Here is a 22,023-nt window from a genome sequence, read left to right as displayed (position 1 = left end):
AAGGACTCCTGTCTGGAACCGGAATTTCCGGTCTTATGATTGAAAGCAGATGCAGCGCATCAGTGGTGTTTATCGGGAACGGTGGCATCCACGGGCGAAATTGCCCGGAGACGAATTTGAACGGAGTTTTCCCCGTATTGGTGCACAGCAGAGATCGGGCATAATGTGCACAGCTGTGCATTTTGTGATTTAACCAAATACTGTATTCCATTCTCTGGCCTCCTCAACTCAATGATGCATGATCAATGCATTCACGAAAAAGCCGACGGCGCCTGACTATTTGTCGAATAGAAACAAGGCATGCTCGGGTATGCGGATTTCTACATTGGCTCCGGGCTGGTGGCTTTCCTGAGCGTCGACCATGATGTGTCTATCCCCAACGCGGATCATATGCCTCCAAAGGCCGCCGGGATAACTGGTTTGCTCGACCGTGCCGTTGAGAGCTAATTCGGACGCTGGGGAGTTATGATCAGCTCCTGGCTTGGTGAGACGGGCTGCCTCGCTGCGGAAGCGCGCCGATGCCAAGCCGTCGGACAGATTTCGACGGTCTGCCGAAATGGTGCTGGCTTTGTTATCAGCGCCTGCCGCGATCTCTATGCGATCAGCCTTGATTTGGATCGGTACTTCGATCAGATTTTCAGCGCCCATAAATGCCGCGACGAAATCCGAAGCGGGGTGATTGTAGACCTCTTCCGGAGCGCCGGCCTGGGCGATTTCACCATTATTGAGGATGACGATGCGGTCGGCCATGACCATGGCTTCTTCCCGATCATGCGTTACATGAACCGCAGTAATGCCAAGACGGCGCTGCAAGGCGCTGATCTCATGACGAACCGATAGTCTGATGCGCGCATCGAGATTGGAGAGTGGCTCATCGAGAAGCAGGATGTCGGGCTGAATAGCGAGGGCGCGCCCAAGTGCGACACGCTGGCGCTGTCCGCCGGAAAGCGCGATGGGTTTGCGCTCTAGTAAAGAGTCCAGCCCCAGCAAGCGAGCAACTTCTTCGACCTTTTGTTTGATGGTCTCCTTCGCGGCGCCGCGAATACGCAGGCCATAACCCATGTTCTGCGCAACAGTCATATGCGGCCAGAGTGCGTAAGACTGAAAGACAAGTGCCATGCCGCGTTTGTCAGGAGGCAGTTTGGTGACATCTCTGCCGTCTACCCGGATTGCACCGCCGGATGGCATGTTGAAGCCCGCAATCGCGCGCAGCAATGTTGTTTTACCGCAACCGGAGGAGCCGAGAAGCGCAACGAACTCGCCTTTCCCGACGGATAGGTTCACTCCTTTGAGAACTTCATTATTCCCATAGCGAACGCGCGTGTCCGCCACCTCCAAAAACGCTGGCATAGGCGTCTCCTCCCCAGGATCGCCGGCTGATTTTATTTTTTCTGCACAGCCGTGCAAATCGGATTGAAGCATCTTTAAACAACCTCGACAAGCCGCAAAATTGAAATTGCGCGGGAGAAACTGTCTTGAGTTCCATTATGGAACGTCATTTGAAGGCTATTTAACGAGATTTCATAACAGCTGTATGACGTAAAGACGAAGACGTGGACAGCTTTGCAAAGCTGTCCACGTCGCACGCAAGCAGGTCTGACGGAGAGTGTACAGGAACCGGCTTGTTATCAGTCGTCAGTCAAACTTCTTCTGCGCGCTCTTCGAATTTGGCATTTTGCCGGGAAGAGTAGATGAACGCGGCGAAGAACATAACAGTCATCAGCAGAACGATTGTTGGAGCGGGTGCGCTGTCGATGAAAAAAGACAGGTAGACACCAAAGAAAGATGCGCTGACTGCAATTGTCACGGCAAGCAGCATCATGGTGCCAAACTTACGCGTGAGCAGAAATGCAATTGCACCTGGCGCAATCAACATGGCGATGGCCAAGATGATACCTACGGCTTTCAGAACGCCGACAATCGTCAGCGAAATCAGACAAAGCAAACCGTAATGCAGAAGACGGACCGGTAGGCCGACCGCTCTGGCTTGTGCCGGATCGAAAGCGTGCAGCAGGAAGTCGCGCCATTTGACGACAAGAATGCCGGCGGTCAGTGTGGCGATAATGGCCGTTTCGATCAGATCGGACAATGTTATACCGAGCATGTCGCCGAACAGGATATGATCGAGATGTACTGTCGAGCGGATCGCAACATAAAGAACCAGACCGAGGCCGAACATGCCGGAGAATACTATGCCCATCACCGTATCCTGCTTGATACGGCTGTTTTCGGTGAGGTAGCCGGTTGCAAGAGCACAGGCCATGCCTGCCACAAATGCTCCGATGCCGAACGGTATTCCGATGATGTAGGCGACAACTACTCCTGGGAGAACGGCATGGCTGATCGCGTCGCCCATCAATGACCAGCCCTTGAGGACAAGAAAGCATGACAACAGTGCTGTCGGGATCGCGATGAGTACGGAAATGGCCAGTGCATAGCGCATGAACTCGAACTGAAAAGGGGAAGTCAACATTTCAAGAATGGTCATTGCTGAACCTCCCTAAGAGCGACTGCTGCCTTACGGCGTGCAGCCAGCAGTCCGTGTTTTGGAGCAGCTAAGAATACACTGAGGAAAACCAGCGTCTGGAGAACCACGATGATGCCGCCGGTCGCACCGTCCAGAAAATAGCTCACATAGGCTCCAATGAAGCTTGTGATGGAGCCGATCGTGACAGCAATCCAGAGCAGTCGCGAAAACCGATCCGTCAGCAGATATGCGGTTGCACCGGGCGTTACGACCATGCAGATGACGAGAAAGGCTCCGACCGTCTGCATGGCAGCGACAGTCGATGCCGACAGCAATGTGAAGAACATGATTTTTAACAGATTGGGCTTGAGACCAATCGAACGCGCATGGTTCTCATCGAAAAACACCACCATCAGGTCTTTCCACTTCAAAAGAAGCAGCGACAGCGACACGAAGCCGATAATTGCCAGCTGTAGTGTGTCCTCCGGCGTGATGGCGAGAATATTACCAAGAACGATGGTTTGAATGCTGACAGCCGTCGGCTTCAGTGAGATCATGAAGAGGCCAAGCCCAAAGAACGACGAGAAAATCAGGCCGATGATTGCATCTTCCTTCAGCTTTGTGCGCTGGTTGAGAAAAAGCATGGCCGCTGCGGCCAGGCCGCCTGAAAAGAACGCACCGATGGAAAAAGGCAAGCCGAGCATATAAGCGCCCGCGACACCAGGAACGATGGAATGTGAAAGCGCGTCGCCGATGAGCGACCAACCTTTCAGCATGAGATAAGCGGAAAGAAAGGCGCAGACACCGCCAACTAATGCCGAAACCCACATCGCGTTCAGCATGTAGCTGTAACTGAATGGCTCAAGCAGTAAGGTCATTGTTCCTGGCTCCGTTTGCGGGGGGCAGGGTCCTCGTTTTCATAAACAACAAACGGGCGTTCGTCGTCGGTTATAACGCTGACTGCAGCTCGACCTGAACAGTCAGTCTCCCCGAGCACGAGATGACGCAGCACGCCGCCGAAAGTTTTTTCGAGATTTGCCTGCGTGAACACTTCGGGGGTCAGTCCATAGTCAAGAACCGTGCGTTTCAACAACACTGTTCGGTCGCAGAATTCAGGAACACTGCCGAGATTGTGGGTCGAAACCAGCATCACGCGCCCCTCATCTCGCAAACTGCGAAGGAGGGTGATGATCGCTTCTTCGGTCTTCACATCTACACCGGTGAAGGGTTCGTCCAGAAGAATGACGCGACCGTCTTGCGCGAGCGCTCGCGCAAGGAATACCCGTTTCTTTTGTCCACCCGAAAGCTCACCGATCTGGCGATGGCGAAACTCGAGCATATTCACACGGGCGAGCGCTTTGTCTACGGCTTCCTTATCGGCGCGCCGCGGAATACGCATAATGCCCATATGGCCGTAGCGGCCCATCATGACGACATCTTCGACGAGAACCGGGAAGTTCCAGTCGACGTCCTCACTTTGTGGGACATAAGCCACAAGGTTCTTCTTGAGCGCAGTTCCTACCGGCATTCCGAGAATGGATATTTCACCCTTTGCGAGTTTCACAAATCCCATGATCGCCTTGAACAGGGTCGACTTGCCGGATCCGTTGATGCCAACGAGTGCTGTAATCGTTCCGGTTGGAATTGTGAAACTTGCATTGTGCAGTGCCATATGACCGTTGCGGTATGTGACGGTCGCCTCCCTCACATTGATACCGTCGACTGCGGTTTTATCCAGCGTGGTGAAGGTATTTCCATGAAGGTCTATGGGGGCATTCATTGCTTGAGGCCTTCCGCAATCGTATCCGAGGTGACCTTTAAGAGATCGATATAGGTCGGCACGGGCCCGTCTGGTTCTGAAAGGGAATCGACATAGAGAACGCCCGCATATTTTGCGCCGGTTTCGCGGGCGACTTGCTCGGCGGGAGCGGGGGAGACGGTGCTCTCCGAGAAGACTGCCATAATGCTGTTTTCACGTACTGCATCGATCACCTTTCGCACCTGCTGAGGGGTGCCCTGCTGGTCGGCATTGATTGGCCAGAGATAAAGCTCCTTCAAACCGAAATCCCGCGCGAGATAGGAGAATGCGCCTTCACTGGAAACAAGCCAGCGCTTATTTTCCGGAATAGCCGCCAGTTCGGATCGAATAGGATCGATCGTGGCCTTAATCTTCGCCTTATAAGCTTCGGCATTTGCCGTGTAGTTATCAGCGTTTGCAGGGTCGTTTTTAACAAAGGCATCACGGATATTGTTGACATAGATCAAGGCCGCATTGGGCGACATCCATGCGTGCGGATTGGGCTTGCCGCTATAAGGCCCTTCGCTGATGTCGATTGGCTCAACGCCGTTAGAGACCACTGCACTCGGAACATCTTTTAGGCGTGAAAAGAATTTTTCGAACCATAGTTCCAGACCAAGGCCGTTCCAGAGAACCAGCTTGGCACCTTGCGCTTTGATCAGGTCTCCAGGAGTCGGCTGGTAATTGTGAATCTCAGCGCCTGGCTTCGTGATGGACTCAACCGTTGCGGCATCACCAGCAACATTCTTCGCAATATCTGCGATAACGGTAAACGTTGTGACTACCTTGAATTTCTCCGCGAATGCGGCGCTGACGCCTGTCCAAAGGAAAGTTCCAGTCACGAGACCCAGAGTTATTGATCGCAAAACAGAATGCTGCATACCCTAATCCTTGTTGCAAATAATTTGCAATCGCATAACTGATTGATCGTTTAAGAGCAAGTGCGATTGGAATTCATTTGCATAAGGGGGGAATTATCTTGCGGCTCAAGATTCTGATTGCAAAACAAGAATACACCCTTAAATTGTATTATGATGGCGGTGCTAAATCTTGATTTGTGTTGTTTCTAAATAAGTGAATGGCCAAGGGGGATCGCAAAAATTTTAGATGGGCTGCAACTTTGTATTTTCTGTTTTCGAGTGGTTTTATTGAGGTGATAATGAGCTTAGAGATTGATTTTCGCCCGATTATTTCAGCCAACCAAGAATTTGAGAGGAGGGCCGATATGGGCGCGCAGGTGAGCGTGACGAGGAGTGGTTTGAGATGTAGTGTTACCCAACTTGGACTGACGACTTATCGTGGAAATGAGACGATGTTTATCATCTTGCGACAGCAGGTTCGCAATCTAAGGTGGTATTCTTCTGCGCCATGGGATGAGGCACCCAGCTGTTCAGCCGGAACCGTTTTCATCATTCCAGCTTCGACGGATTTATCAATCAACTGGTCCGCGTCAGTGGAAATAATAATCGGGCACCTTGATGGGCGCGTTTTGCAGGACGTACTTCTTGAAAGTTCAATCTTCAGAAGAGTTGAGGAGAATAGGAGCGTTTTAAGATCGTCATGCAAAGAGTGTTTACCAATATCCCATATGATTTGGGACGAAGTTTTCCAGCGGGACGGGTACAACAAATCCTATCTGAATGCTCTCAGCTTGGTTCTCATGCACACGATAGCGCGTAGCGTGCTGAGCGATCACGTTTTAATCGAGAATAAAGCTGGGTTAAGCAAGCTGGCGTGCCAGCAGATCGAAATATATCTCAACCAGAATTTTCGTAAGTCTCTCTCGGTTCCTGATATGGCATCATTTTTAGGAATATCAGCAGGACATTTCTCAACTTGTTTTCGAGCCAGTTTTGGACAGACACCTCATCAGTATCTGCTGGGACTGAGGCTTGATGAGGCTCAGCGGTGTCTCAAAGAGACTTCCATGCCAATAAGCGAGATTGCGCGTCTGTTGAACTTTTCAAGCCAGAGCCATTTAACAACCGCTCTACGAAAACACCGCCAGATGACACCTGGCGAGCTGCGTAAATAGAGCTTTAAGGGCTTCCTCAATGTCAATGGTTGGGGCGTCGTTCTGCTATGAGGCGGATGCTCCAAGGGTTGTTGATTGCTGTCGTGGCGACATGGGGTTGTTTAAGGGAACTCGGTAACCGCTTAAGTGTCCGTTGATTTCCGTTTGAACCATTTGCGCCAAATGTGAATTTCGCTTTTACGACGCCAGCGACGGACGCGATGAGAATCATGAGAAAGGACGATGAATCCAAGTGGCAGCATCCAAAAACCTAGAATCGGGAGAAAGCCGAGCGAACCGCCGACAACGAGCGAACCACCAAGCATGCGGCGCATCACGACTGATTGCGGCATAGGGATTCGCCTACCGAGAATCACAATGGCTTTTTTTCGAGGCGTTTCGGCGTATTGATCACTCACAGGCGTATCTCTTAGGCTGATGTGTTACAATTCACAGGAGGAAAACGTCCTATGGAATATAGGGTTTCCAGGGCATAATGCAAAAAGATGAAAAAAAATGGATTTAGCCCTTTGCAAACCTGAAATCCTTTTGCTATACGCCACCTCGCTGACGCAGCGAGCACCTGTTCCCCGGTAGCTCAGCGGTAGAGCAACCGGCTGTTAACCGGTTGGTCGCTGGTTCGAATCCGGCCCGGGGAGCCACTTCCATTCGGAAAGTGCTTATTTCTCAATGTTTTCAATGCCTAGGGTTTCCTTCCAGTACATAACGCGGTACACGGGAAGGTACACATGGGTCTTACCTTGAAGTACGTACAGAAGACTCCTGCCGGGACGTTTCGATACACGCCACCAAGCATGTCTGTGATGTCATTGATCCGCCTTCCGATGTTCTCATTTTGTTCGCAAGACAAACAGAGTCAAGCATGTCGCACGGATTTGCCAGACTTTTTTGTAACCCTTTGTAATTTATGGGAATTAATTTGCAGCATGATGCGGCAAGGCTAGCGGATCCAATACTGGCGCTAAGCCGCATAACTCATTGAATATATTAGGATAAATGTTGGAGGCCTCGCCCGGAATCGAACCGGGGTGCAAGGATTTGCAGTCCTCTGCGTAACCACTCCGCCACGAGGCCATCCGTACAGCTGTTGCCAAATCAGTTAGCAGCACCTTGGTCCGTTCCAATATTGATAGAGATCGGCCTCGTCAAGCCGTTAGAGGCAAATGTAGAAAATTTCTACAGAGGTTTATTCGCATCCTCTAGTTTCAGGGCTGCTCATCTCGATCAGACGGCGTTTGAGGGTGAGCCAGATTGCCTCTCGAGAAAGTGTAGCCTGTTTCGACAGCACTTAATCCAAACTTGTTTCTCAATCGGTCTACGGCATTTTCGGCCACGGCACGTTTGGTTGCTTGGGTATCGACAAGATCGGGCGGGTCGGCGCATTCACTTGAGGACAGTTCGCTAACGCCAATTCCTAGCAGTCGAAACCGTGTTCCATCCAGTTCCCTCTCAAGAAGTTGTAATCCTTGGCGGAATATTCTATCCGCAAGCTGGGTCGGATCGGATAGCTGTCGATTGCGCGTCCGTGATTTAAAATCGTGGGTTTTTAGCTTCAGAACCACAGTGCGCCCGGCTAATTTACCTGCTTTAAGTCGTCGCGAGACTTTTTCGGCGAGCGCGCGAAGGATCGGAACAAGATCGTTTGCGTCCGACAGGTCGTTATTGAATGTCGTCTCTGCTGAAACGCTTTTCATGCCATGGTCTGGCTCGACCCTGCGACTGTCCAGGCCCCGGGACAAACGATAAAGACGCTGGCCCATAGTGCCATAGGCCTTCATGAGCGCTCCTTCTTCCATCGCCTGCAGCTGGCCAATAAAACGAATGCCGTCGCTCTCCAGCTTGGCTGCAAAGGCTTTGCCGACGCCCCAGATCGTGCTGACCGGTCGGCCCCGCAAAAAGGCCAGTGCTTCTGCTTTGCCGATGATGGAAAATCCGCGCGGCTTTTCTATATCTGATGCAACCTTGGCGAGAAACTTGCAATAGGAGAGCCCTATAGATGCCGAGATTCCAACTTCGTCTTCTACTCGCTTGGCAAAGCGGGCAAGAACGATGGCAGGTGGCGCCTTATGCAAGCGTTCTGTACCGCTCAGATCCAGAAAAGCTTCATCGATTGACAGAGGTTCGACCAACGGTGTCAGATCGCGCATCATCTGCCGTATTTCGCGACCAACGCGAACGTATTTCTCCATGTTAGGCTTGACTACAACAGCATTTGGACACGCTTCAAGCGCCTTGAACATCGGCATGGCGGATCGTACGCCGTGAATACGAGCAAGGTAGCAGGCAGTTGAAACAACACCGCGTTTCCCACCACCGATGATGAGCGGCTTGTCTTGAAATTCTGGATTGTCCCGCTTTTCGACAGAAGCGTAAAAGGCGTCGCAATCTATATGGGCCAGAGATAATCTATAAAGTTCTTTATGACGTAGAAGTCGAGGACTGCCACACGCATGACATCGCCTGACCGTGTCCGATTTCTGCGGCGAAAGGCAATCGCGGCACACGCCTTTTTCCGGCCTGTTGGGTGCAGTTGTGTCAACCATGAGGATGAACCGTATGATGAACATAAAAGGAACATCGATTTATAGCATCGAAAGGTCGGAGTGCCACATGAATATACGATATCAGTTGGTCTTACACTTGACATTGGCGGGAATATCACCAAGTTTAGCATCATGAATAACCGTTTTGCATCCATACTCCATCGGGTCCATCCGATCACGGGATAGCTACCCTCGAGTTCTGCCTAGCGCAGGGGGACTCCGGGGGACGGTACGCCGCTTGTTCAATAGCGGATTTCAAATAAGCGCTTTCACCAAAATCAATCTGAACAGCTTCGTGCCCCAAAAGCATGGAGACTATTATCTTTTAACAGCAGTGAGCACTCGCCATGAGCGGAAAAAATCGCAAGAAGCCCAATATTGTTGTCAGCGAAATCGACTATGAACGCTTGATGGGGCTGGCCACCAATGTTTCGGAACGTCTCGAGGAGATCGCCGAGGAATTGATGGTTGAACTCGACCGCGCGAAAGTCGTTCCTGCAAAGCGGTTGCCGCAGAACGTGATTCAGATGGGGTCTGCGGTTGAGTTTCGTTCCAATGATGGGCAAGAACGCCGGGTGACGCTGGTGTACCCTGGCGAGGCAGATATTGCACAAGGAAAAATCTCAATTCTCACGCCTATCGGCACCGCTCTGATTGGCCTTACGCCCGGCCAGTCGATCTCCTGGACGGCGCGCGACGGTAAACCGCATGAGTTGAACGTTCTGTCTGTTTCGAATGAAGCCGAGGTTTCTGCGGCAAATCCTGCTGCTGAATAATTACCAAAAGGCCCGGCTTTGCCGGGCTTTTAATTTGTAAATTGAGATTTTCATTAAAGATGCTGATGCAGCCCGCCAGGCAAATATGACGGGGCTTTCTCGATTGTTGCTGGATCACGACCAGCCTCCTCACAGTAGCGCAGCAATGTGGGCTCATGTGCCAGAAAAAACTGTAACACACCGGCAAGAAAACCGGGTTCTAATGCGGCCTGTCGGATTGACGTGGCCTCTATGCCTGTGAGTGAGAGAAAGCGAGGCAGCAGATCTTTGTCCTGCGCCAGCCATGCCAACGCCTCAATAGCGATTGCTTCTGCATCTGCTTGGCTCATTAGCGCTCTCATGTGGTGTCTCCGCCTTTTTCATTGCATCGCCGAATGTGTAACGATCGACTTGTCGAGGAACAATGGAATTATTTGCCTTTCATCAACGAAATGAGGTTAGACTATTCGCAGTCTAAAAAGTGGGACCCTTCAGGTAGAGAAGAAAATCGAGCGAATGCCGGATTGCTACAGGGAATAAGACCAAGGAATTTTCGATGCCGAAAAGCGTAATGATTGTCGAAGACAACGAACTGAATATGAAGTTGTTTCGCGATCTCATCGAAGCTAGCGGATATGAGACCATCAGGACGAGAAACGGGCTTGAGGCACTGGACCTCGCGCGCGAGCATCGGCCTGACCTGATTCTTATGGACATACAGCTACCTGAGGTGTCGGGGTTGGAAGTTACCAAATGGCTGAAGGACGACGACGACTTGCGGCATATTCCAGTTATTGCTGTAACGGCATTTGCCATGAAGGGGGACGAGGAACGTATTCGGCAGGGAGGCTGTGAAGCTTATATATCCAAGCCGATATCGGTGCCGCGCTTCATAGAAACAATTAAATCCTATCTGGGCGACGCTTAGCGGAAAATAGGGCGAGGGGCATCATGACAGCACGAATTCTCGTCGTTGACGATGTGGATTCCAACGTGAAGCTCCTCGAGGCAAGGCTGCTCTCTGAATATTATGAAGTTGTTACGGTTTTTAACGGGCCGGATGCCATAGAGATTTGCCTGGGTGGGCAAATCGACGTCGTGCTTCTCGACGTATTGATGCCGGAAATGGACGGTTTTGAAGTATGTCGTCGATTGAAAGACGATCCGCGCACGTCCAATATTCCTGTTGTCATGGTGACGTCGCTTGATAGTGCCGAGGACAAGATTCGCGGCCTTGAAGCGGGTGCCGACGACTTTTTGTCGAAGCCTGTCAGCGATCTTCAGCTATTGTCGCGTGTGAAGAGCCTGGCGCGGCTGAAACTGGTCTCTGATGAGCTTTTCCAACGAACGGGCACAGTTGCCGATGCAGAGGTGGAAACGCTGCTGGCAAGTAAAATGGGCGGTAACTATGCTGACAAGGATGAGGTCGCCCGAATTCTCATCGTGGATGAGGATGAACTGGCGGCTGCACGCCTTCGTCTCATTCTTGGAGAGACCTATCGTGTCGACGTGGCAAGCGATGCCAATACGGCTTTGATCCGGTCGATAGATACGGATTACGACAGTATCGTCGTTTCAACCAATTTTACTTATTATGATCCGCTTCGTCTTTGTTCGCAGTTGCGGACCATAGAGCGCACAAGGCTGGTACCGATCATCCTTGTTGTACGGGAAGATGAGGGAGCGATCGTGGTGCGCGCGCTGGAGCTTGGCGTAAATGACTATCTGATGCGCCCGCTTGAGAAACTGGAGCTGTTCGCGCGCCTGCGAACCCAGATCAAACGGAAGTGCTACAATGATCTGTTGCGGCAGAGCCTCAACCGCACGATCACGATGGCGGTGACGGACAGTCTCACGGGGCTGCACAACCGCCGCTATCTCGATACGCATATGCCTGTCCTGCTGACACGCGCCATGGGGCGCGAGAGACCGTTGTCCGTTATCATGCTCGACTTTGATCACTTCAAACAGATCAATGACCAATATGGGCACGATGCCGGTGATGATGTTCTTCGTGAGTTTGCGATGCGTCTGCGCAAGAATATTCGAGGGATGGATCTCATGTGCCGTTATGGCGGAGAGGAATTCGTCGTAGTGCTCCCGGATAGCGATGTGGAAGCTGCGAAGGCTGTTGCTGAGCGAATCCGCATCGCCGTTTCGGACACACCCTTTGCTGTCTCCAACGGCAAGCATAGGGTCAGTCTAACCATTAGTATGGGTGTCGCTGGCCTGAGATTGGTAGGAGACAGTGCCGACGCGCTTTTCTCCCGAACGGATGCTGCGCTTTATCAAGCGAAGAAAGGTGGGCGTAACCGTATCGTCTCGTCAGCTGCCTGAAGATTGAACGAAGGTTGGAAACAAAAAAAGCCGTCTCTCATGAGACGGCTCAGATTGATTACAAACCCCTCGATTTTTGGAAGCAGTCAAAAACGAGGGGTTTTGATTCCGATTTGTTCACGTTCTGAATCTGGGACGTTCCGTGAATCTGAGGTCATTTTGACCCTGCCGGAGGTTTGTCAGCAGTCTGAACCGTCTCTCATGAGACGGCTTTTTATTTCAATCGTCTTGTCGATGACGACTGGAAACGAATTACTTGATCTTCGTTTCCTTGAACTCGACGTGCTTGCGCGCAATCGGGTCGTACTTGGTCTTTGTCATCTTTTCCGTCATCGTGCGGCTGTTCTTCTTTGTTACGTAGAAGAAGCCGGTGTCAGCGGTCGACAAAAGCTTGATCTTGATCGTCGTAGCCTTGGCCATATCGAATTACCTGCTCTGTATCTTTGCCGGAGCATGACCTTGCCGAAAATCGGTTCCCAATCTTCGGGATCATGCTCAATGGATGGAAACCTCCAGCGATTCCGGTAATCTCATCCGGCAGCGGAAATTTGGCGCGACACTACGTATTGGCGGCGAAAAGTCAAGCCCGCTTCTTCCGCAAAAGCAGCCTTCCTGCCGCAAAGAGTGCATATGCCGCAAAAAACACACCGAGAGTCATCGGGAATCCTTTTGGCCCCAACATGTCCATGCCGACGCCGACGGCCTGCGGTCCTGCAAGCATACCGATTGCATAGCAGAACACAAAGGCGGCATTGGCGGATGCAAGCTCACGGCCGGTCAGCTCCGATCCGAGATGTGCAAGACCAATCGTATAGAGTCCAGCTACTACGCCTCCCCACAGGAACAGGATACCTGCCATGAGATACCAGTGCTGCATGAGGTAGGGCAGGGCGATCATACCGATCAGGCCCGTTGTGGCGCAGAAGAGCAAAAGTTTGCGGCGATCTGAAATGCGATCGCTGACGAGGCCTAATGGAATCTGCATCAGGACATTGCCGAGGCCGATCATTGTAAGCAACAGGGCGGCGTCGGCTTCAGGATAACCGATGCGCGCACCGAAGACCGGAAAGAGGGCAAAGCCGCCGGTTTCCACAGCGCCGAAAACGAAAACGGCCATGGTCGCGGTTGGAACGGCAAAGATAAAAGGGAGAAAGGGGACATGTTCGCCTTCCTCGAAGTCAGGACTGTCCCGCCATGCAAATGCAACCGGTATGAGGGCGATCATAATGATGATGAAGCCGACATAAAAAGGCAGGCCGCCGGTGCTTCCGATCTTCGAGAATAGCCAAGGTCCGAGTGCAAAGCCTAGCGAAAGGGATGTGGAATAGATTCCAAGCACCAGTCCGCGCTTTTCAGGCGGTGCGGAGGCATTGATCCAGTATTCTGACAGCACGAAAAGCACGGTCAGCGCAAAATGTAGAACGATGCGGAGCGTAAACCACGCCCATAGAGGCTGGAAGAAGTGAAAGCCGAGAAAAGCTCCACTTCCAATGATAAGCATAAGGAAGATGGCTTTGACCACCCCCAATCGTGCAGCGATTGGTGCCGCAAGAGGAGCCGCTACGATGGATGCCAAGCCTGCGACGGCGGTATTGGCACCGATCAAGCTCGCGGAGTGTCCACGACTTTCCAGAAGAACGCTTAAAAGCGGGATGCCCAGGCCAATCGCCGCGCCGACCGCGCTGATTGTGGCGATAGCTGCAGCAAGCGAACGCCAGTGCATCTGGCCCTCCGCTGGCCCGCCGCCTGGTTCCTGCGGGACAAGATCGGCGCAGTGAATTTCTTTATTCATCAGGTTCAGATCACTTCGCGAACAAAGCGGCCGTACCGCTTGCTATATTGCACCACCGGTAAGGTAGCAGGCAGTTCAGCTTCGGTGTCCATGAGAAGCACGCGGGCTTCTTTCAGGATCGCCTGGGTAATGTGGGCGACGTCGAGTTTATCGATTTGGTCGATGGAAACCCAGTCCAGATTCTCCAATTCACCGCTGGGAACGAGTGGCTGCTGGCCCAGTTCCGGTATATGATCTCGGAATGCGATAAAAAAACGGGTATCGAAACGACGAACATTGTCCGGCGGGGTTACGGCACGTGCAAAATAGCGCAGACTATTCAGCGCTGGCACGAGGCCACTGTCAAGGAATGCCGACCAGTCGTGATGCAGGGGCGAGGCAATAGGTACAGAAGCTGTTTGTCCGATGCGAAGTCCCGTCTCTTCAAAGGTTTCTCGAATAGCGCAAAGACCGAGTGCACGGGCGCGGCGCAGTGATGCGCGAGAGCCCATGCCCGCTAGTAATTTGACAACATCACTGTCATAGAGTTCAGCTGAAGCAGCTATCGTACCATCAATCGGGTCTGCCCGACCGCCGGGAAAAACGAACTTTCCCGGCATGAAAGCAAGGCTGGCGTGGCGTCTGCCCATGAGGATACGCGGCTTGCTACCCGACCTGTCGACAAGCAACAGGGATGCTGCATCACGTGGCCGCAAAGCTTTAGAAGCTTTGACTGAAGAGGAGGGAAGCTGAATCATGGCAGTCATGGTGACCTTCAGGTCACGTCGCTATATTCACCTTCGCCTTTCTCCCCGAAACCATGCATGTAGAGCGCCCATTGCAGGCCGATAGTCGCGCCCTTCATAGGTTGAAGAAGCAACAGCGACATAATCACAGTCAGCGGTCCCCAGATCGCCATATGAGCCCAGAGTGGCAGATTGGTGGTTGCTTCCACGCCCATGAAGGCGCCAACGACTACGTGCCCCACGATCAGAATGGTAAGATATGCAGGAAGATCGTCGGCACGTTGTTCAGTGTAGTCTTCGTCACACACGGAACACTGTGCTACTGGCTTCACAAACGACCGGAAAAGCTTTCCTTCACCGCAATGCGGGCAACGTCCGCGAAAGCCACGCCACATAGCTTCGCCCAACGGGCGCTTCGGGTGGGCAACTTTCGGATTTTCGCTACCGAAAACCTGCACATTTTGCGCGGAATTGGCCTCTAGCGTGCTCATCAGCGACCTCTTCTCTTCTGACGCGGAATACCCGCGGGTTTACCCCTTCGCCCACGCATCGTCCGGCTCGCCTTATGATGTGAACGGGTCGACATCGGCAATGGATGCGGTTCCGAAACCATCTCAAAACGAAGCGCGCCCGCAACGGGGAGCGCTTCCACAAGCCGAACCGTCACTGTATCACCGAGTCGGAAGCCTTTACCGCTCCGTTCCCCAGCGATGGCATGGTTCGCTTCGTCATATAAATAGTATTCATGACCCAAAGTTGAAATGGGTACCAGCCCATCCGCGCCATATGTCGCAAGATTCACGAAAAGGCCCGCCCGCGTGACGCCAGTAATGCGCCCCTCATATTCATCACCAAGGTGCGCGGCGAGAAAATGCGCGATAAGACGGTCCACGGTTTCCCGTTCTGCCAACATGGCGCGACGCTCCGTAGAAGAGATAAGCGCGGAGATTTCTTCGAGATTCGCTTCTTCCTCCGTCGTCAGTCCGTCATTTCCCAGGCTCAGGGCCTTTATCAGAGCACGGTGAACAATCAGATCGGCGTAACGGCGGATCGGCGAAGTGAAATGCGCATAACGGCGCAGATGCAGACCGAAATGTCCGATGTTGTCGGGGCTATATTCCGCCTGACTTTGTGTGCGCAGCACAACCTGATTGACCAGTTCCTGATGATCCGTGCCTTCCACAGTCTCCAGAATCCGGTTGAACTGTGCTGGTTGCAGTTCAGCGCCTTTGGCGAGACTGAGATCAAGCGTGCGCAGGAATTCCCGCAATGTTTCCTGCTTGGCAAGCGCTGGCGCATCGTGAATGCGGAAAATCAGCGGCTGGTGTCGCCCTTCGAGGGTTTCGGCGGCGGCGACATTGGCCTGAATCATGAACTCTTCGATGAGCTTGTGGGCATCGAGCCGTTCTGGAACGATCACCTTGTCGACCTTGCCATCGGGCGTGAGCAGGATTTTCTTTTCGGGCAGGTCGAGTTCCAGCGGTTCGCGGGCATCGCGGCCCCGCTTCAACACGGCATAGGCGTTCCAAAGCGGCTTCAAAATGCTGTCAAGAATGGGTGCGGTCTTGTCGTCCGGCGCACCATCAATGGCAGCCTGTGCCTGCGAATAGCTAAGTTTCGCCGCCGATTTCATCATGATGCGATGGAATTTGTGCGATTTCTTGCGTCCGTCGGCTGCAAAAACCATACGGACGGCAAGGGCAGGACGATCTTCCAATTCGCGCAGCGAGCAGAGATTGTTTGAAATCCGCTCGGGAAGCATCGGTACGACGCGATCCGGGAAGTAGACCGAATTGCCGCGCTTCTGCGCTTCACGGTCAAGAGCTGAATCAGGGCGGACATAGGCCGCAACGTCCGCGATAGCCACGATGACGATCTGTCCGCCGGGATTCTCCGGGTCTTTGTCCGGTTCGGCGTAAACCGCATCGTCGTGATCCTTGGCGTCAGCCGGATCAATGGTCAGAAGCGGAACATCGCGCCAGTCTTCGCAGCCTTCCATCGTCGCGGCTTGCGCGGCTTCTGCCTCGCTGAGTGCCTCAGCAGGGAAAACATGCGGAATCTCATGCTCGTGAATGGCAATCATCGACAGGGCTTTTTCGCTGTCGATCGATCCGACCACCTGTCGCACCTTGCCGCGCGGCAATCCTTGACGCCGCGAGGAAATGAGGTCCACTTCGACAAGATCGCCAGCCTCGGCATTTTCAAGCTGTGCCGGATCAAGCTGAACTTCCGGCTGCTTCCGGCTTACCGGGTCCAGACGCCATTCGCCATTTCCAAGCTTGCGTACAATGCCCAGCACCGCATTCGTGCGGTGTTCGAGACGCTTCATCACGCGGGCGGTATAGTCCGCACCGTCGCGATCTTCATTGCGGAAAATTTTTGCCAGAACACGGTCGCCGACGCCGACAGCCGGACCGCCTTCGGAGGCCTTGTTCAGCCGGGTGCGGCGGATCAGGACGATGGGCGGCTTGCCATAATTGGCTTCATCCCATTCCGACGGGCGCGCCAGCAAACCGCCGTCTTCGTCGCGCCCGGTAATGTCAAGCACGGTGACGGCAGGAAGGGCGCCGGGGCGCGATAGTTTACGGGCGCGTTTTTCAACCAGGCCCTCGTCAGAAAGCTCGCGCAGTAGATCTTTCAAATAGACCCGCGCATCACCCTTGATGTTGAATGCTTTCGCCAGTTCACGCTTGCCTGCACGATCAGGGTTCTCCTCGATATATTTGAGAACCTCTTCACGGGTTGGCAGGAACGCATTGGGATCGCTTCTTCCATCAATGGATTTTGCTTTGGCTGCACGCCGTTCGGTCCGCGCGGATCGGCCGGTATCGGATTTGGAAAAACGGCGTGCCAATTGCTACTCCTCTACCGCCTCGGCCTTGGATTTGGCTTTCGACTTGGCCTTTGCTGGTGCCTTTTTCGCGGCTGGCTTCTTTGCAGCAGCTTTTTTTGCAGTGCTGGCCGAAGCCTTGCGGGCAGGGGCTTTCTTGCTCTTGGAAGAACCGGCCTTTTCCGTAATCAGTGCCAGTGCTTCTTCCAGTGTGACGCTTGCCGGATCCTTGCCCTTCGGCAAGGTAGCATTGACCTTGCCCCAATTGACATAAGGCCCGTAGCGGCCGTCGCGGACGGTTATCGCACCGCCATCGGGATGGTCGCCCAGCGTCGCCAGCGCCGTCGGTGTGGAACGACCGCGACCGCCGCCCTTCGACTGTTTATCGGCCAGAACGGACACGGCGCGATTAAGACCGACAGAGAATACCTCTTCCGCATTCTCCAGATTGGCGAAAGTGCCGTCATGGCTGACATAAGGCCCATAGCGACCGATACCGGCAGCAATCATCTTGCCGGTTTCCGGGTGCTGGCCGATGTCGCGCGGCAGGGACAGAAGTGCAACGGCTTTCTCATGGTCGAGCGCGTCGACGGTCCAGCCTTTTGGCAGGCTGGCGCGCTTTGCTTCCTTGCCTTCGCCGCGCTGGAGATAGGGGCCGAAACGGCCGGTCCGCGCGGTGATTTCCTCGCCGGTGAACGGGTCCTTGCCGAGCGACTTGGGCTCGTCTGCCGCTGCGGCTTCACCATTGGCGTCGCCGCCCAGCTGGCGCGTATATTTGCATTCGGGATAGTTGGAACAGCCGACGAATGCGCCGTACTTGCCAAGCTTCAAGGACAGCATTCCTGTGCCGCAAGTGGGGCATGAACGCGGGTCGCTACCATCTTCGCGGGCCGGGAACACCAGTGGCGCCAGCTCTTCGTTCAGGGCATCGAGAACATTGGTGACGCGCAGTTCCTTGATGTCATCGACATTACCGGAGAAGTCGCGCCAGAAATCGCGCAGAACATCTTTCCAGGAAAGCTTGCCGTCGGAAATGAGATCGAGCTTTTCCTCAAGATCGGCTGTGAAATCATATTCCACATAGCGCTCGAAGAAGCTTTCGAGGAAGGCTGTAACCAGGCGGCCCTTGGGTTCGGGAATAAGCTTGCGCTTGTCGATGGTGATATATTCACGGTCGCGCAGCGTGGCGAGCGTTGCCGCATAGGTCGAGGGACGACCGATGCCGAGTTCTTCCATCTTCTTGATGAGCGAAGCTTCCGAATAGCGCGGCGGCGGTTCGGTCGAATGCTGGGTCGCATCGATCTTCTCACGCGCCAGGGCTTCACCAGAACGGATTTCCGGCAGCTTCGCGCTGTCCTCGTCGTCGTCCTCTTCCTCGCGGTGATCCATATAGGCGGCGAGGAAGCCGTCAAACTTCGTTACCGAGCCGTTGGCGCGCAGCATGGCTGAGCGCGCGCCATTGACCGCCTCGATGTCCACAGTGGTGCGTTCGATATCGGCGGCTTGCATCTGGCTGGCGATGGCTCGCTTCCAGATTAGTTCATAGAGTCGGGCCTGATCCTCATCGAGATAGCGGCGTACGTCCTTCGGGTGACGCGAGAAATCCGTGGGGCGAATGGCTTCGTGCGCTTCCTGAGCATTCTTGGCCTTGCTGGAATAATAACGCGGCTTTTCCGGCACATATATTGCGCCGAAGCTTTTGCCGATGGCGTCGCGGGCGGCGTTGATCGCTTCTGGGGCCATCTGCACCCCGTCGGTACGCATATAGGTGATCAGACCGGCAGTCTCGCCCCCAACGTCGACACCTTCATAAAGCCGCTGTGCCACTTGCATGGTACGCGATGCGGAGAAACCGAGCTGGCCGGACGCAGCTTGCTGCAAGGTTGAGGTGGTGAATGGCGGTCCTGGATTACGCTTGGTCGGCTTCGCTTCGACGGAAAGAGCCTTGAAGCTTGCACCTTCCAGCATAGTGCGAATGGCTGTTGCCTGTTCGCCATTCTTGATGTCGAGCTTGCCAAGTTTCTTGCCGTCAACGGCAGTGAGGCGTGCGGTGAAACTGTCATTGCGCAGTGTTTTCAATAACGCAGCAATGTTCCAGTATTCCTCACGGATGAAGCGTTCGATCTCGGATTCGCGATCCGCGACAAGACGCAGCGCTACCGATTGAACCCGGCCAGCCGAACGCGCGCCCGGCAGTTTACGCCACAGAACGGGCGAAAGCGTAAAGCCGACGAGATAATCCAGCGCACGACGTGCCAGATAAGCGTCAACCAACGGTTCATCAATGTCACGCGGATTGGCGATGGCATCCAGAACCGCCTTTTTCGTGATGGCATTGAAAGCCACCCGCTTGACTGTCTTGCCCTTGAGCGCCTTTTTCTGATTGAGCACTTCAAGCACATGCCACGAGATGGCTTCTCCTTCGCGATCCGGGTCGGTCGCGAGAATGATGCCGTCACTGTCTTTCAGCGCTTTGACTATATCAGCAAGACGTTTGGAGGAATTGCTATCCACCTCCCATGACATTGCGAAGTCTTCGTCAGGACGGACCGAGCCATCTTTAGCTGGCAGGTCTCGCACATGACCGAACGAGGCCAGAACCTTATAGTTCGAGCCTAGATATTTATTGATGGTTTTAGCCTTGGCAGGCGATTCGACAACGACGACGTTCATTTAAAGCAGCCCAGATTCGCGCCCCATGGAGATAAAATACCTCCTCTCCGCGTGAAATTCGTTGCCTTCACATGAACAGCAGGCGGCGTTTGGTCAAGAGCAGGACGACAAAAATCACGAAATACAACTTAAGATAGCCTTTAAGCTGTGCGTAACCAGTGATTGCGAGGGGCGTGAGAAAATCAGTTTATATCACGAGGACATAGATACGGAGGAGACTGCAAGTTTATGTGTGATTGGCTATATGGGGCGGCCGTCTCGTTGAGGCTCAGGGCGCTTCAGACTGAATCCAACTGGGGCTATTCTGGAGGGGCCAAAGCGACCTGATTGCCGGCATATCGATGGAGTCGTCCAGCCAGGTCCAATTCCAGCAAAATAAGCTGAATTGCTCCGGTGTCCATACCTGTATGGCGAACAAGTGTGTCGATGTCGGTCGGCACAGGACCTAGAGCATTGATGACAATATCCCGCTGCTCCTCCGTTGCTATTGGTTGAAATGATTCCGGTTCTTCCATTGCGGGCGATAAAAGATCAGGCTGTACCGTTATATCCGTCTGATAGGCATTTGAACCGGCTAGTGGCCGAAGTGCTTCGATAACGTCGTTTGCTTCTGTAACCAGTGTCGCACCTTGTTTCAGAAGCAGGTTTGTGCCACGAGCACGAGGATCAAGCGGAGAGCCTGGAACGGCGAACACGGTGCGTCCCATGTCGCCGGCCATACGCGCACTGATGAGCGAGCCGGAGCGCTCAGCAGCTTCAACGACGATCAGCCCCAGCGACAAGCCCGCAATAATGCGATTGCGGCGCGGAAAATCACGTGAGCGCGGCTCTGCGCCCATCGGCATTTCGCTTATAAGCGCGCCGCCTTGTTCCGGTATGGTACGATAGAGGGGCAGGTTTTCGGGCGGGTAGGGACGATCCAGTCCGCCTGCAAGTACTGCTACCGTGCCTGTTTTCATGCTTGCGCGGTGTGCAGCTGCATCAATACCGCGGGCAAGCCCCGAAATAACAGCAAATCCGGCTTCACCAAGATCATGCGACAGACGTTCGGTAAAACGCGCGCCGATCACAGAAGCGTTGCGCGAGCCCACAATGGCAACGGGCGGCTTTCTGAAAACGGCGGCACTTCCCTTGATCGTGACCAAGGGGGGCGGGGCCTCGCAATTCTTGAGCTGCTGGGGATAATCCGGCTCGCCCATTCCGACCAGGCGGGCACCTGCGCGCTCAATTGTTTCAAGCTCGCGCTCAGCATCGTCCATGGACATGACGCGGATCGGGCGGGCGCTGCCGCCTCTGATATTGAGATCGGGCAGCATTTCAATCGCGTTTGAGGCTGAGCCGCAAAACAGAATCAGATCGCGAAACGTAACAGGGCCGATATGGTCGGTTCGGATGAGACGCAGCCAGTTGAGCCGCTGGCGATCGGAGAGGCGAATTCCAGTTTTCGAATTCGCGCTTTCCTTCATCCCTTGGCTCCGATCTTGCTCTCGGTACCGTTCAAAAGGCGCGAAATATTCGCCTTATGTTTGAAGATAACAATGACCGTCATGATCGCAAAGAGAATTGCGATCGCGGAATAGCTTCTCGAATAAAGCGCGATGGGAACAACGATGCTGGCGATAAGTGCTGCAAGGGAAGAATAACGCGTCAGGAGTGCTGTTACGATCCAGACGGCAGCGAAGACCAGCGCACCGGGCCATGCAAGACCGATAAGAACGCCCAGATAGGTGGCAACTCCCTTGCCGCCCTTGAAACCGATCCATACCGGAAAGAGGTGACCGATGAAGGCCCCGAAACCAGCGCCAATGGCGGCATCCGGCCCGTAGCGTGAAGCGACGAGAACGGCGACAGTGCCTTTGAGCATGTCAAAAATCAGCGTTGCTGCGGCGAGCTTCTTGTTGCCGGTGCGCAGCACATTCGTTGCGCCAATATTGCCCGAGCCGATGGACCGGACGTCACCCAACCCGGCGAACCGGGTCAGGATCAAACCAAACGGAATGGAGCCAAGAAAATAGCCGAAGATGAACGCTCCCATGAGCGTCAAGCTAAGGAATCCCGCTTCGGCCAT

General features: G+C 53.7%; 20 protein-coding genes and 2 tRNA genes. 5 read left to right on the top strand and 17 right to left on the bottom strand.

The features are described 5' to 3' along the window. Window positions 1-276 precede the first annotated feature (276 nt). The 5 genes from JNC70_RS00560 to JNC70_RS00540 all read right to left on the bottom strand — a co-directional run bounded on the left by JNC70_RS00560 (window position 277) and on the right by JNC70_RS00540 (window position 5,146). On the bottom strand, window positions 277-1,350 hold the full coding sequence (locus JNC70_RS00560; protein ID WP_104754939.1) for an ABC transporter ATP-binding protein: 1,074 nt from the start codon (window positions 1,348-1,350) through the stop codon (window positions 277-279). Window positions 1,351-1,639: 289 nt separating this feature from the next. Beyond that, window positions 1,640-2,488, bottom strand: coding sequence for a metal ABC transporter permease (locus tag JNC70_RS00555; RefSeq protein WP_104757549.1), 849 nt, complete (start codon window positions 2,486-2,488; stop codon window positions 1,640-1,642). Next, window positions 2,485-3,345, bottom strand: coding sequence for a metal ABC transporter permease (locus JNC70_RS00550; RefSeq protein WP_104757550.1), 861 nt, complete (start codon window positions 3,343-3,345; stop codon window positions 2,485-2,487). Before JNC70_RS00550 ends, JNC70_RS00555 begins: the two co-directional genes overlap by 4 nt. Then, a complete protein-coding gene (locus JNC70_RS00545; RefSeq protein WP_280952389.1) occupies window positions 3,342-4,247 on the bottom strand; it encodes a manganese/iron ABC transporter ATP-binding protein in 906 nt (301 codons plus the stop codon). Before JNC70_RS00545 ends, JNC70_RS00550 begins: the two co-directional genes overlap by 4 nt. Next, window positions 4,244-5,146 (bottom strand): metal ABC transporter substrate-binding protein, encoded by a 903-nt coding sequence (locus JNC70_RS00540; RefSeq protein ID WP_104757551.1) that lies wholly within the window; start codon window positions 5,144-5,146, stop codon window positions 4,244-4,246. The genes JNC70_RS00545 and JNC70_RS00540 overlap by 4 nt, the downstream gene beginning before the upstream one ends. A 197-nt stretch (window positions 5,147-5,343) precedes the next feature. Between JNC70_RS00540 and JNC70_RS00535 the strand changes: the two genes are divergently transcribed. Continuing rightward, window positions 5,344-6,300 carry a helix-turn-helix transcriptional regulator gene (locus JNC70_RS00535; protein ID WP_245414830.1) on the top strand — a complete coding sequence of 319 codons (957 nt, stop codon included), beginning with the start codon at window positions 5,344-5,346 and terminating at the stop codon, window positions 6,298-6,300. Window positions 6,301-6,422: 122 nt separating this feature from the next. On the opposite strand, the gene JNC70_RS00530 is transcribed toward JNC70_RS00535, so the two are convergent. Then, window positions 6,423-6,632: a hypothetical protein gene (locus JNC70_RS00530; protein WP_249126780.1), complete on the bottom strand. Its 210-nt coding sequence runs from the start codon at window positions 6,630-6,632 to the stop codon at window positions 6,423-6,425. A gap of 234 nt (window positions 6,633-6,866) precedes the next feature. On the opposite strand from JNC70_RS00530, the gene JNC70_RS00525 reads away from it, so the two are divergent. Continuing rightward, window positions 6,867-6,941, top strand: a tRNA-Asn gene (locus JNC70_RS00525). 359 nt (window positions 6,942-7,300) lie between these two features. Here JNC70_RS00525 and JNC70_RS00520 read toward each other — a convergent pair. Both JNC70_RS00520 and JNC70_RS00515 read right to left on the bottom strand, forming a co-directional pair. Continuing rightward, window positions 7,301-7,374: transfer RNA gene (locus tag JNC70_RS00520), tRNA-Cys, on the bottom strand. Window positions 7,375-7,505: 131 nt separating this feature from the next. Continuing rightward, window positions 7,506-8,843, bottom strand: a complete 1,338-nt coding sequence (locus JNC70_RS00515) for a DNA polymerase IV (RefSeq protein ID WP_104756986.1) — start codon at window positions 8,841-8,843, stop codon at window positions 7,506-7,508. Window positions 8,844-9,190: 347 nt separating this feature from the next. On the opposite strand from JNC70_RS00515, the gene rnk reads away from it, so the two are divergent. Next, entirely contained in the window at window positions 9,191-9,619 is a 429-nt protein-coding gene (gene rnk / locus JNC70_RS00510) for a nucleoside diphosphate kinase regulator (RefSeq protein ID WP_104756951.1), read from the top strand. A gap of 53 nt (window positions 9,620-9,672) precedes the next feature. On the opposite strand, the gene JNC70_RS00505 is transcribed toward rnk, so the two are convergent. Beyond that, the gene (locus tag JNC70_RS00505; protein WP_104756952.1) at window positions 9,673-9,960 is read right to left on the bottom strand and encodes a DUF3572 domain-containing protein; all 288 of its coding nucleotides are present in this window, start codon (window positions 9,958-9,960) and stop codon (window positions 9,673-9,675) included. 194 nt (window positions 9,961-10,154) lie between these two features. Between JNC70_RS00505 and JNC70_RS00500 the strand changes: the two genes are divergently transcribed. After that, complete coding sequence (locus tag JNC70_RS00500) at window positions 10,155-10,526, top strand: response regulator (RefSeq protein WP_104756953.1); 372 nt, start codon at window positions 10,155-10,157, stop codon at window positions 10,524-10,526. A 23-nt stretch (window positions 10,527-10,549) separates the two neighbouring features. Then, entirely contained in the window at window positions 10,550-11,935 is a 1,386-nt protein-coding gene (locus tag JNC70_RS00495; protein ID WP_104756954.1) for a PleD family two-component system response regulator, read from the top strand. 252 nt (window positions 11,936-12,187) lie between these two features. On the opposite strand, the gene rpmG is transcribed toward JNC70_RS00495, so the two are convergent. From rpmG to plsY, 8 genes are all read right to left on the bottom strand, one after another. Continuing rightward, a complete protein-coding gene (gene rpmG, locus JNC70_RS00490; protein WP_002966024.1) occupies window positions 12,188-12,355 on the bottom strand; it encodes a 50S ribosomal protein L33 in 168 nt (55 codons plus the stop codon). Between the two features lie 160 nt (window positions 12,356-12,515). Beyond that, on the bottom strand, window positions 12,516-13,658 hold the full coding sequence (locus JNC70_RS00485) for an MFS transporter (protein ID WP_104756987.1): 1,143 nt from the start codon (window positions 13,656-13,658) through the stop codon (window positions 12,516-12,518). A 74-nt stretch (window positions 13,659-13,732) separates the two neighbouring features. Continuing rightward, entirely contained in the window at window positions 13,733-14,473 is a 741-nt protein-coding gene (locus JNC70_RS00480) for an NUDIX hydrolase (protein ID WP_104756955.1), read from the bottom strand. 8 nt (window positions 14,474-14,481) lie between these two features. After that, window positions 14,482-14,943, bottom strand: a complete 462-nt coding sequence (locus tag JNC70_RS00475) for a DUF983 domain-containing protein (RefSeq protein WP_104756956.1) — start codon at window positions 14,941-14,943, stop codon at window positions 14,482-14,484. Next, window positions 14,943-17,306 carry a ribonuclease R gene (rnr, locus tag JNC70_RS00470; protein ID WP_104756957.1) on the bottom strand — a complete coding sequence of 788 codons (2,364 nt, stop codon included), beginning with the start codon at window positions 17,304-17,306 and terminating at the stop codon, window positions 14,943-14,945. Before rnr ends, JNC70_RS00475 begins: the two co-directional genes overlap by 1 nt. 3 nt (window positions 17,307-17,309) lie before the next feature. Next, the gene (topA, locus tag JNC70_RS00465) at window positions 17,310-19,955 is read right to left on the bottom strand and encodes a type I DNA topoisomerase (protein WP_104756958.1); all 2,646 of its coding nucleotides are present in this window, start codon (window positions 19,953-19,955) and stop codon (window positions 17,310-17,312) included. A gap of 299 nt (window positions 19,956-20,254) precedes the next feature. After that, complete coding sequence (gene dprA / locus JNC70_RS00460; protein WP_104756960.1) at window positions 20,255-21,421, bottom strand: DNA-processing protein DprA; 1,167 nt, start codon at window positions 21,419-21,421, stop codon at window positions 20,255-20,257. After that, a complete protein-coding gene (plsY, locus tag JNC70_RS00455; protein WP_104756961.1) occupies window positions 21,418-22,023 on the bottom strand; it encodes a glycerol-3-phosphate 1-O-acyltransferase PlsY in 606 nt (201 codons plus the stop codon). The genes dprA and plsY overlap by 4 nt, the downstream gene beginning before the upstream one ends.

This window comes from Brucella oryzae (genome assembly GCF_041929965.1).
Classification (GTDB): domain Bacteria; phylum Pseudomonadota; class Alphaproteobacteria; order Rhizobiales; family Rhizobiaceae; genus Brucella; species Brucella oryzae.
The sequence above is the reverse complement of the archived record's forward strand: the minus strand, read 5'-3'. Positions and strand labels throughout refer to the sequence as shown.

Excerpts from the sequence above, each read along its gene's own strand:
- plsY (WP_104756961.1), bottom strand. The coding sequence starts at position 22,023 with ATGGCCGAAGCGGGATTCCTTAGCTTGACGCTCATGGGAGCGTTCATC.
- JNC70_RS00545 (WP_280952389.1), bottom strand. The coding sequence starts at position 4,247 with ATGAATGCCCCCATAGACCTTCATGGAAATACCTTCACCACGCTGGAT.
- dprA (WP_104756960.1), bottom strand. The coding sequence starts at position 21,421 with ATGAAGGAAAGCGCGAATTCGAAAACTGGAATTCGCCTCTCCGATCGC.
- rnk (WP_104756951.1), top strand. The coding sequence starts at position 9,191 with ATGAGCGGAAAAAATCGCAAGAAGCCCAATATTGTTGTCAGCGAAATC.
- JNC70_RS00540 (WP_104757551.1), bottom strand. The coding sequence starts at position 5,146 with ATGCAGCATTCTGTTTTGCGATCAATAACTCTGGGTCTCGTGACTGGA.
- rpmG (WP_002966024.1), bottom strand. The coding sequence starts at position 12,355 with ATGGCCAAGGCTACGACGATCAAGATCAAGCTTTTGTCGACCGCTGAC.
- JNC70_RS00495 (WP_104756954.1), top strand. The coding sequence starts at position 10,550 with ATGACAGCACGAATTCTCGTCGTTGACGATGTGGATTCCAACGTGAAG.
- JNC70_RS00530 (WP_249126780.1), bottom strand. The coding sequence starts at position 6,632 with ATGCCGCAATCAGTCGTGATGCGCCGCATGCTTGGTGGTTCGCTCGTT.
- JNC70_RS00480 (WP_104756955.1), bottom strand. The coding sequence starts at position 14,473 with ATGACTGCCATGATTCAGCTTCCCTCCTCTTCAGTCAAAGCTTCTAAA.
- JNC70_RS00560 (WP_104754939.1), bottom strand. The coding sequence starts at position 1,350 with ATGCCAGCGTTTTTGGAGGTGGCGGACACGCGCGTTCGCTATGGGAAT.
- topA (WP_104756958.1), bottom strand. The coding sequence starts at position 19,955 with ATGAACGTCGTCGTTGTCGAATCGCCTGCCAAGGCTAAAACCATCAAT.
- JNC70_RS00515 (WP_104756986.1), bottom strand. The coding sequence starts at position 8,843 with ATGGTTGACACAACTGCACCCAACAGGCCGGAAAAAGGCGTGTGCCGC.
- JNC70_RS00505 (WP_104756952.1), bottom strand. The coding sequence starts at position 9,960 with ATGAGAGCGCTAATGAGCCAAGCAGATGCAGAAGCAATCGCTATTGAG.
- JNC70_RS00485 (WP_104756987.1), bottom strand. The coding sequence starts at position 13,658 with ATGCACTGGCGTTCGCTTGCTGCAGCTATCGCCACAATCAGCGCGGTC.
- JNC70_RS00475 (WP_104756956.1), bottom strand. The coding sequence starts at position 14,943 with ATGAGCACGCTAGAGGCCAATTCCGCGCAAAATGTGCAGGTTTTCGGT.
- JNC70_RS00550 (WP_104757550.1), bottom strand. The coding sequence starts at position 3,345 with ATGACCTTACTGCTTGAGCCATTCAGTTACAGCTACATGCTGAACGCG.
- JNC70_RS00555 (WP_104757549.1), bottom strand. The coding sequence starts at position 2,488 with ATGACCATTCTTGAAATGTTGACTTCCCCTTTTCAGTTCGAGTTCATG.
- JNC70_RS00535 (WP_245414830.1), top strand. The coding sequence starts at position 5,344 with ATGGCCAAGGGGGATCGCAAAAATTTTAGATGGGCTGCAACTTTGTAT.
- JNC70_RS00500 (WP_104756953.1), top strand. The coding sequence starts at position 10,155 with ATGCCGAAAAGCGTAATGATTGTCGAAGACAACGAACTGAATATGAAG.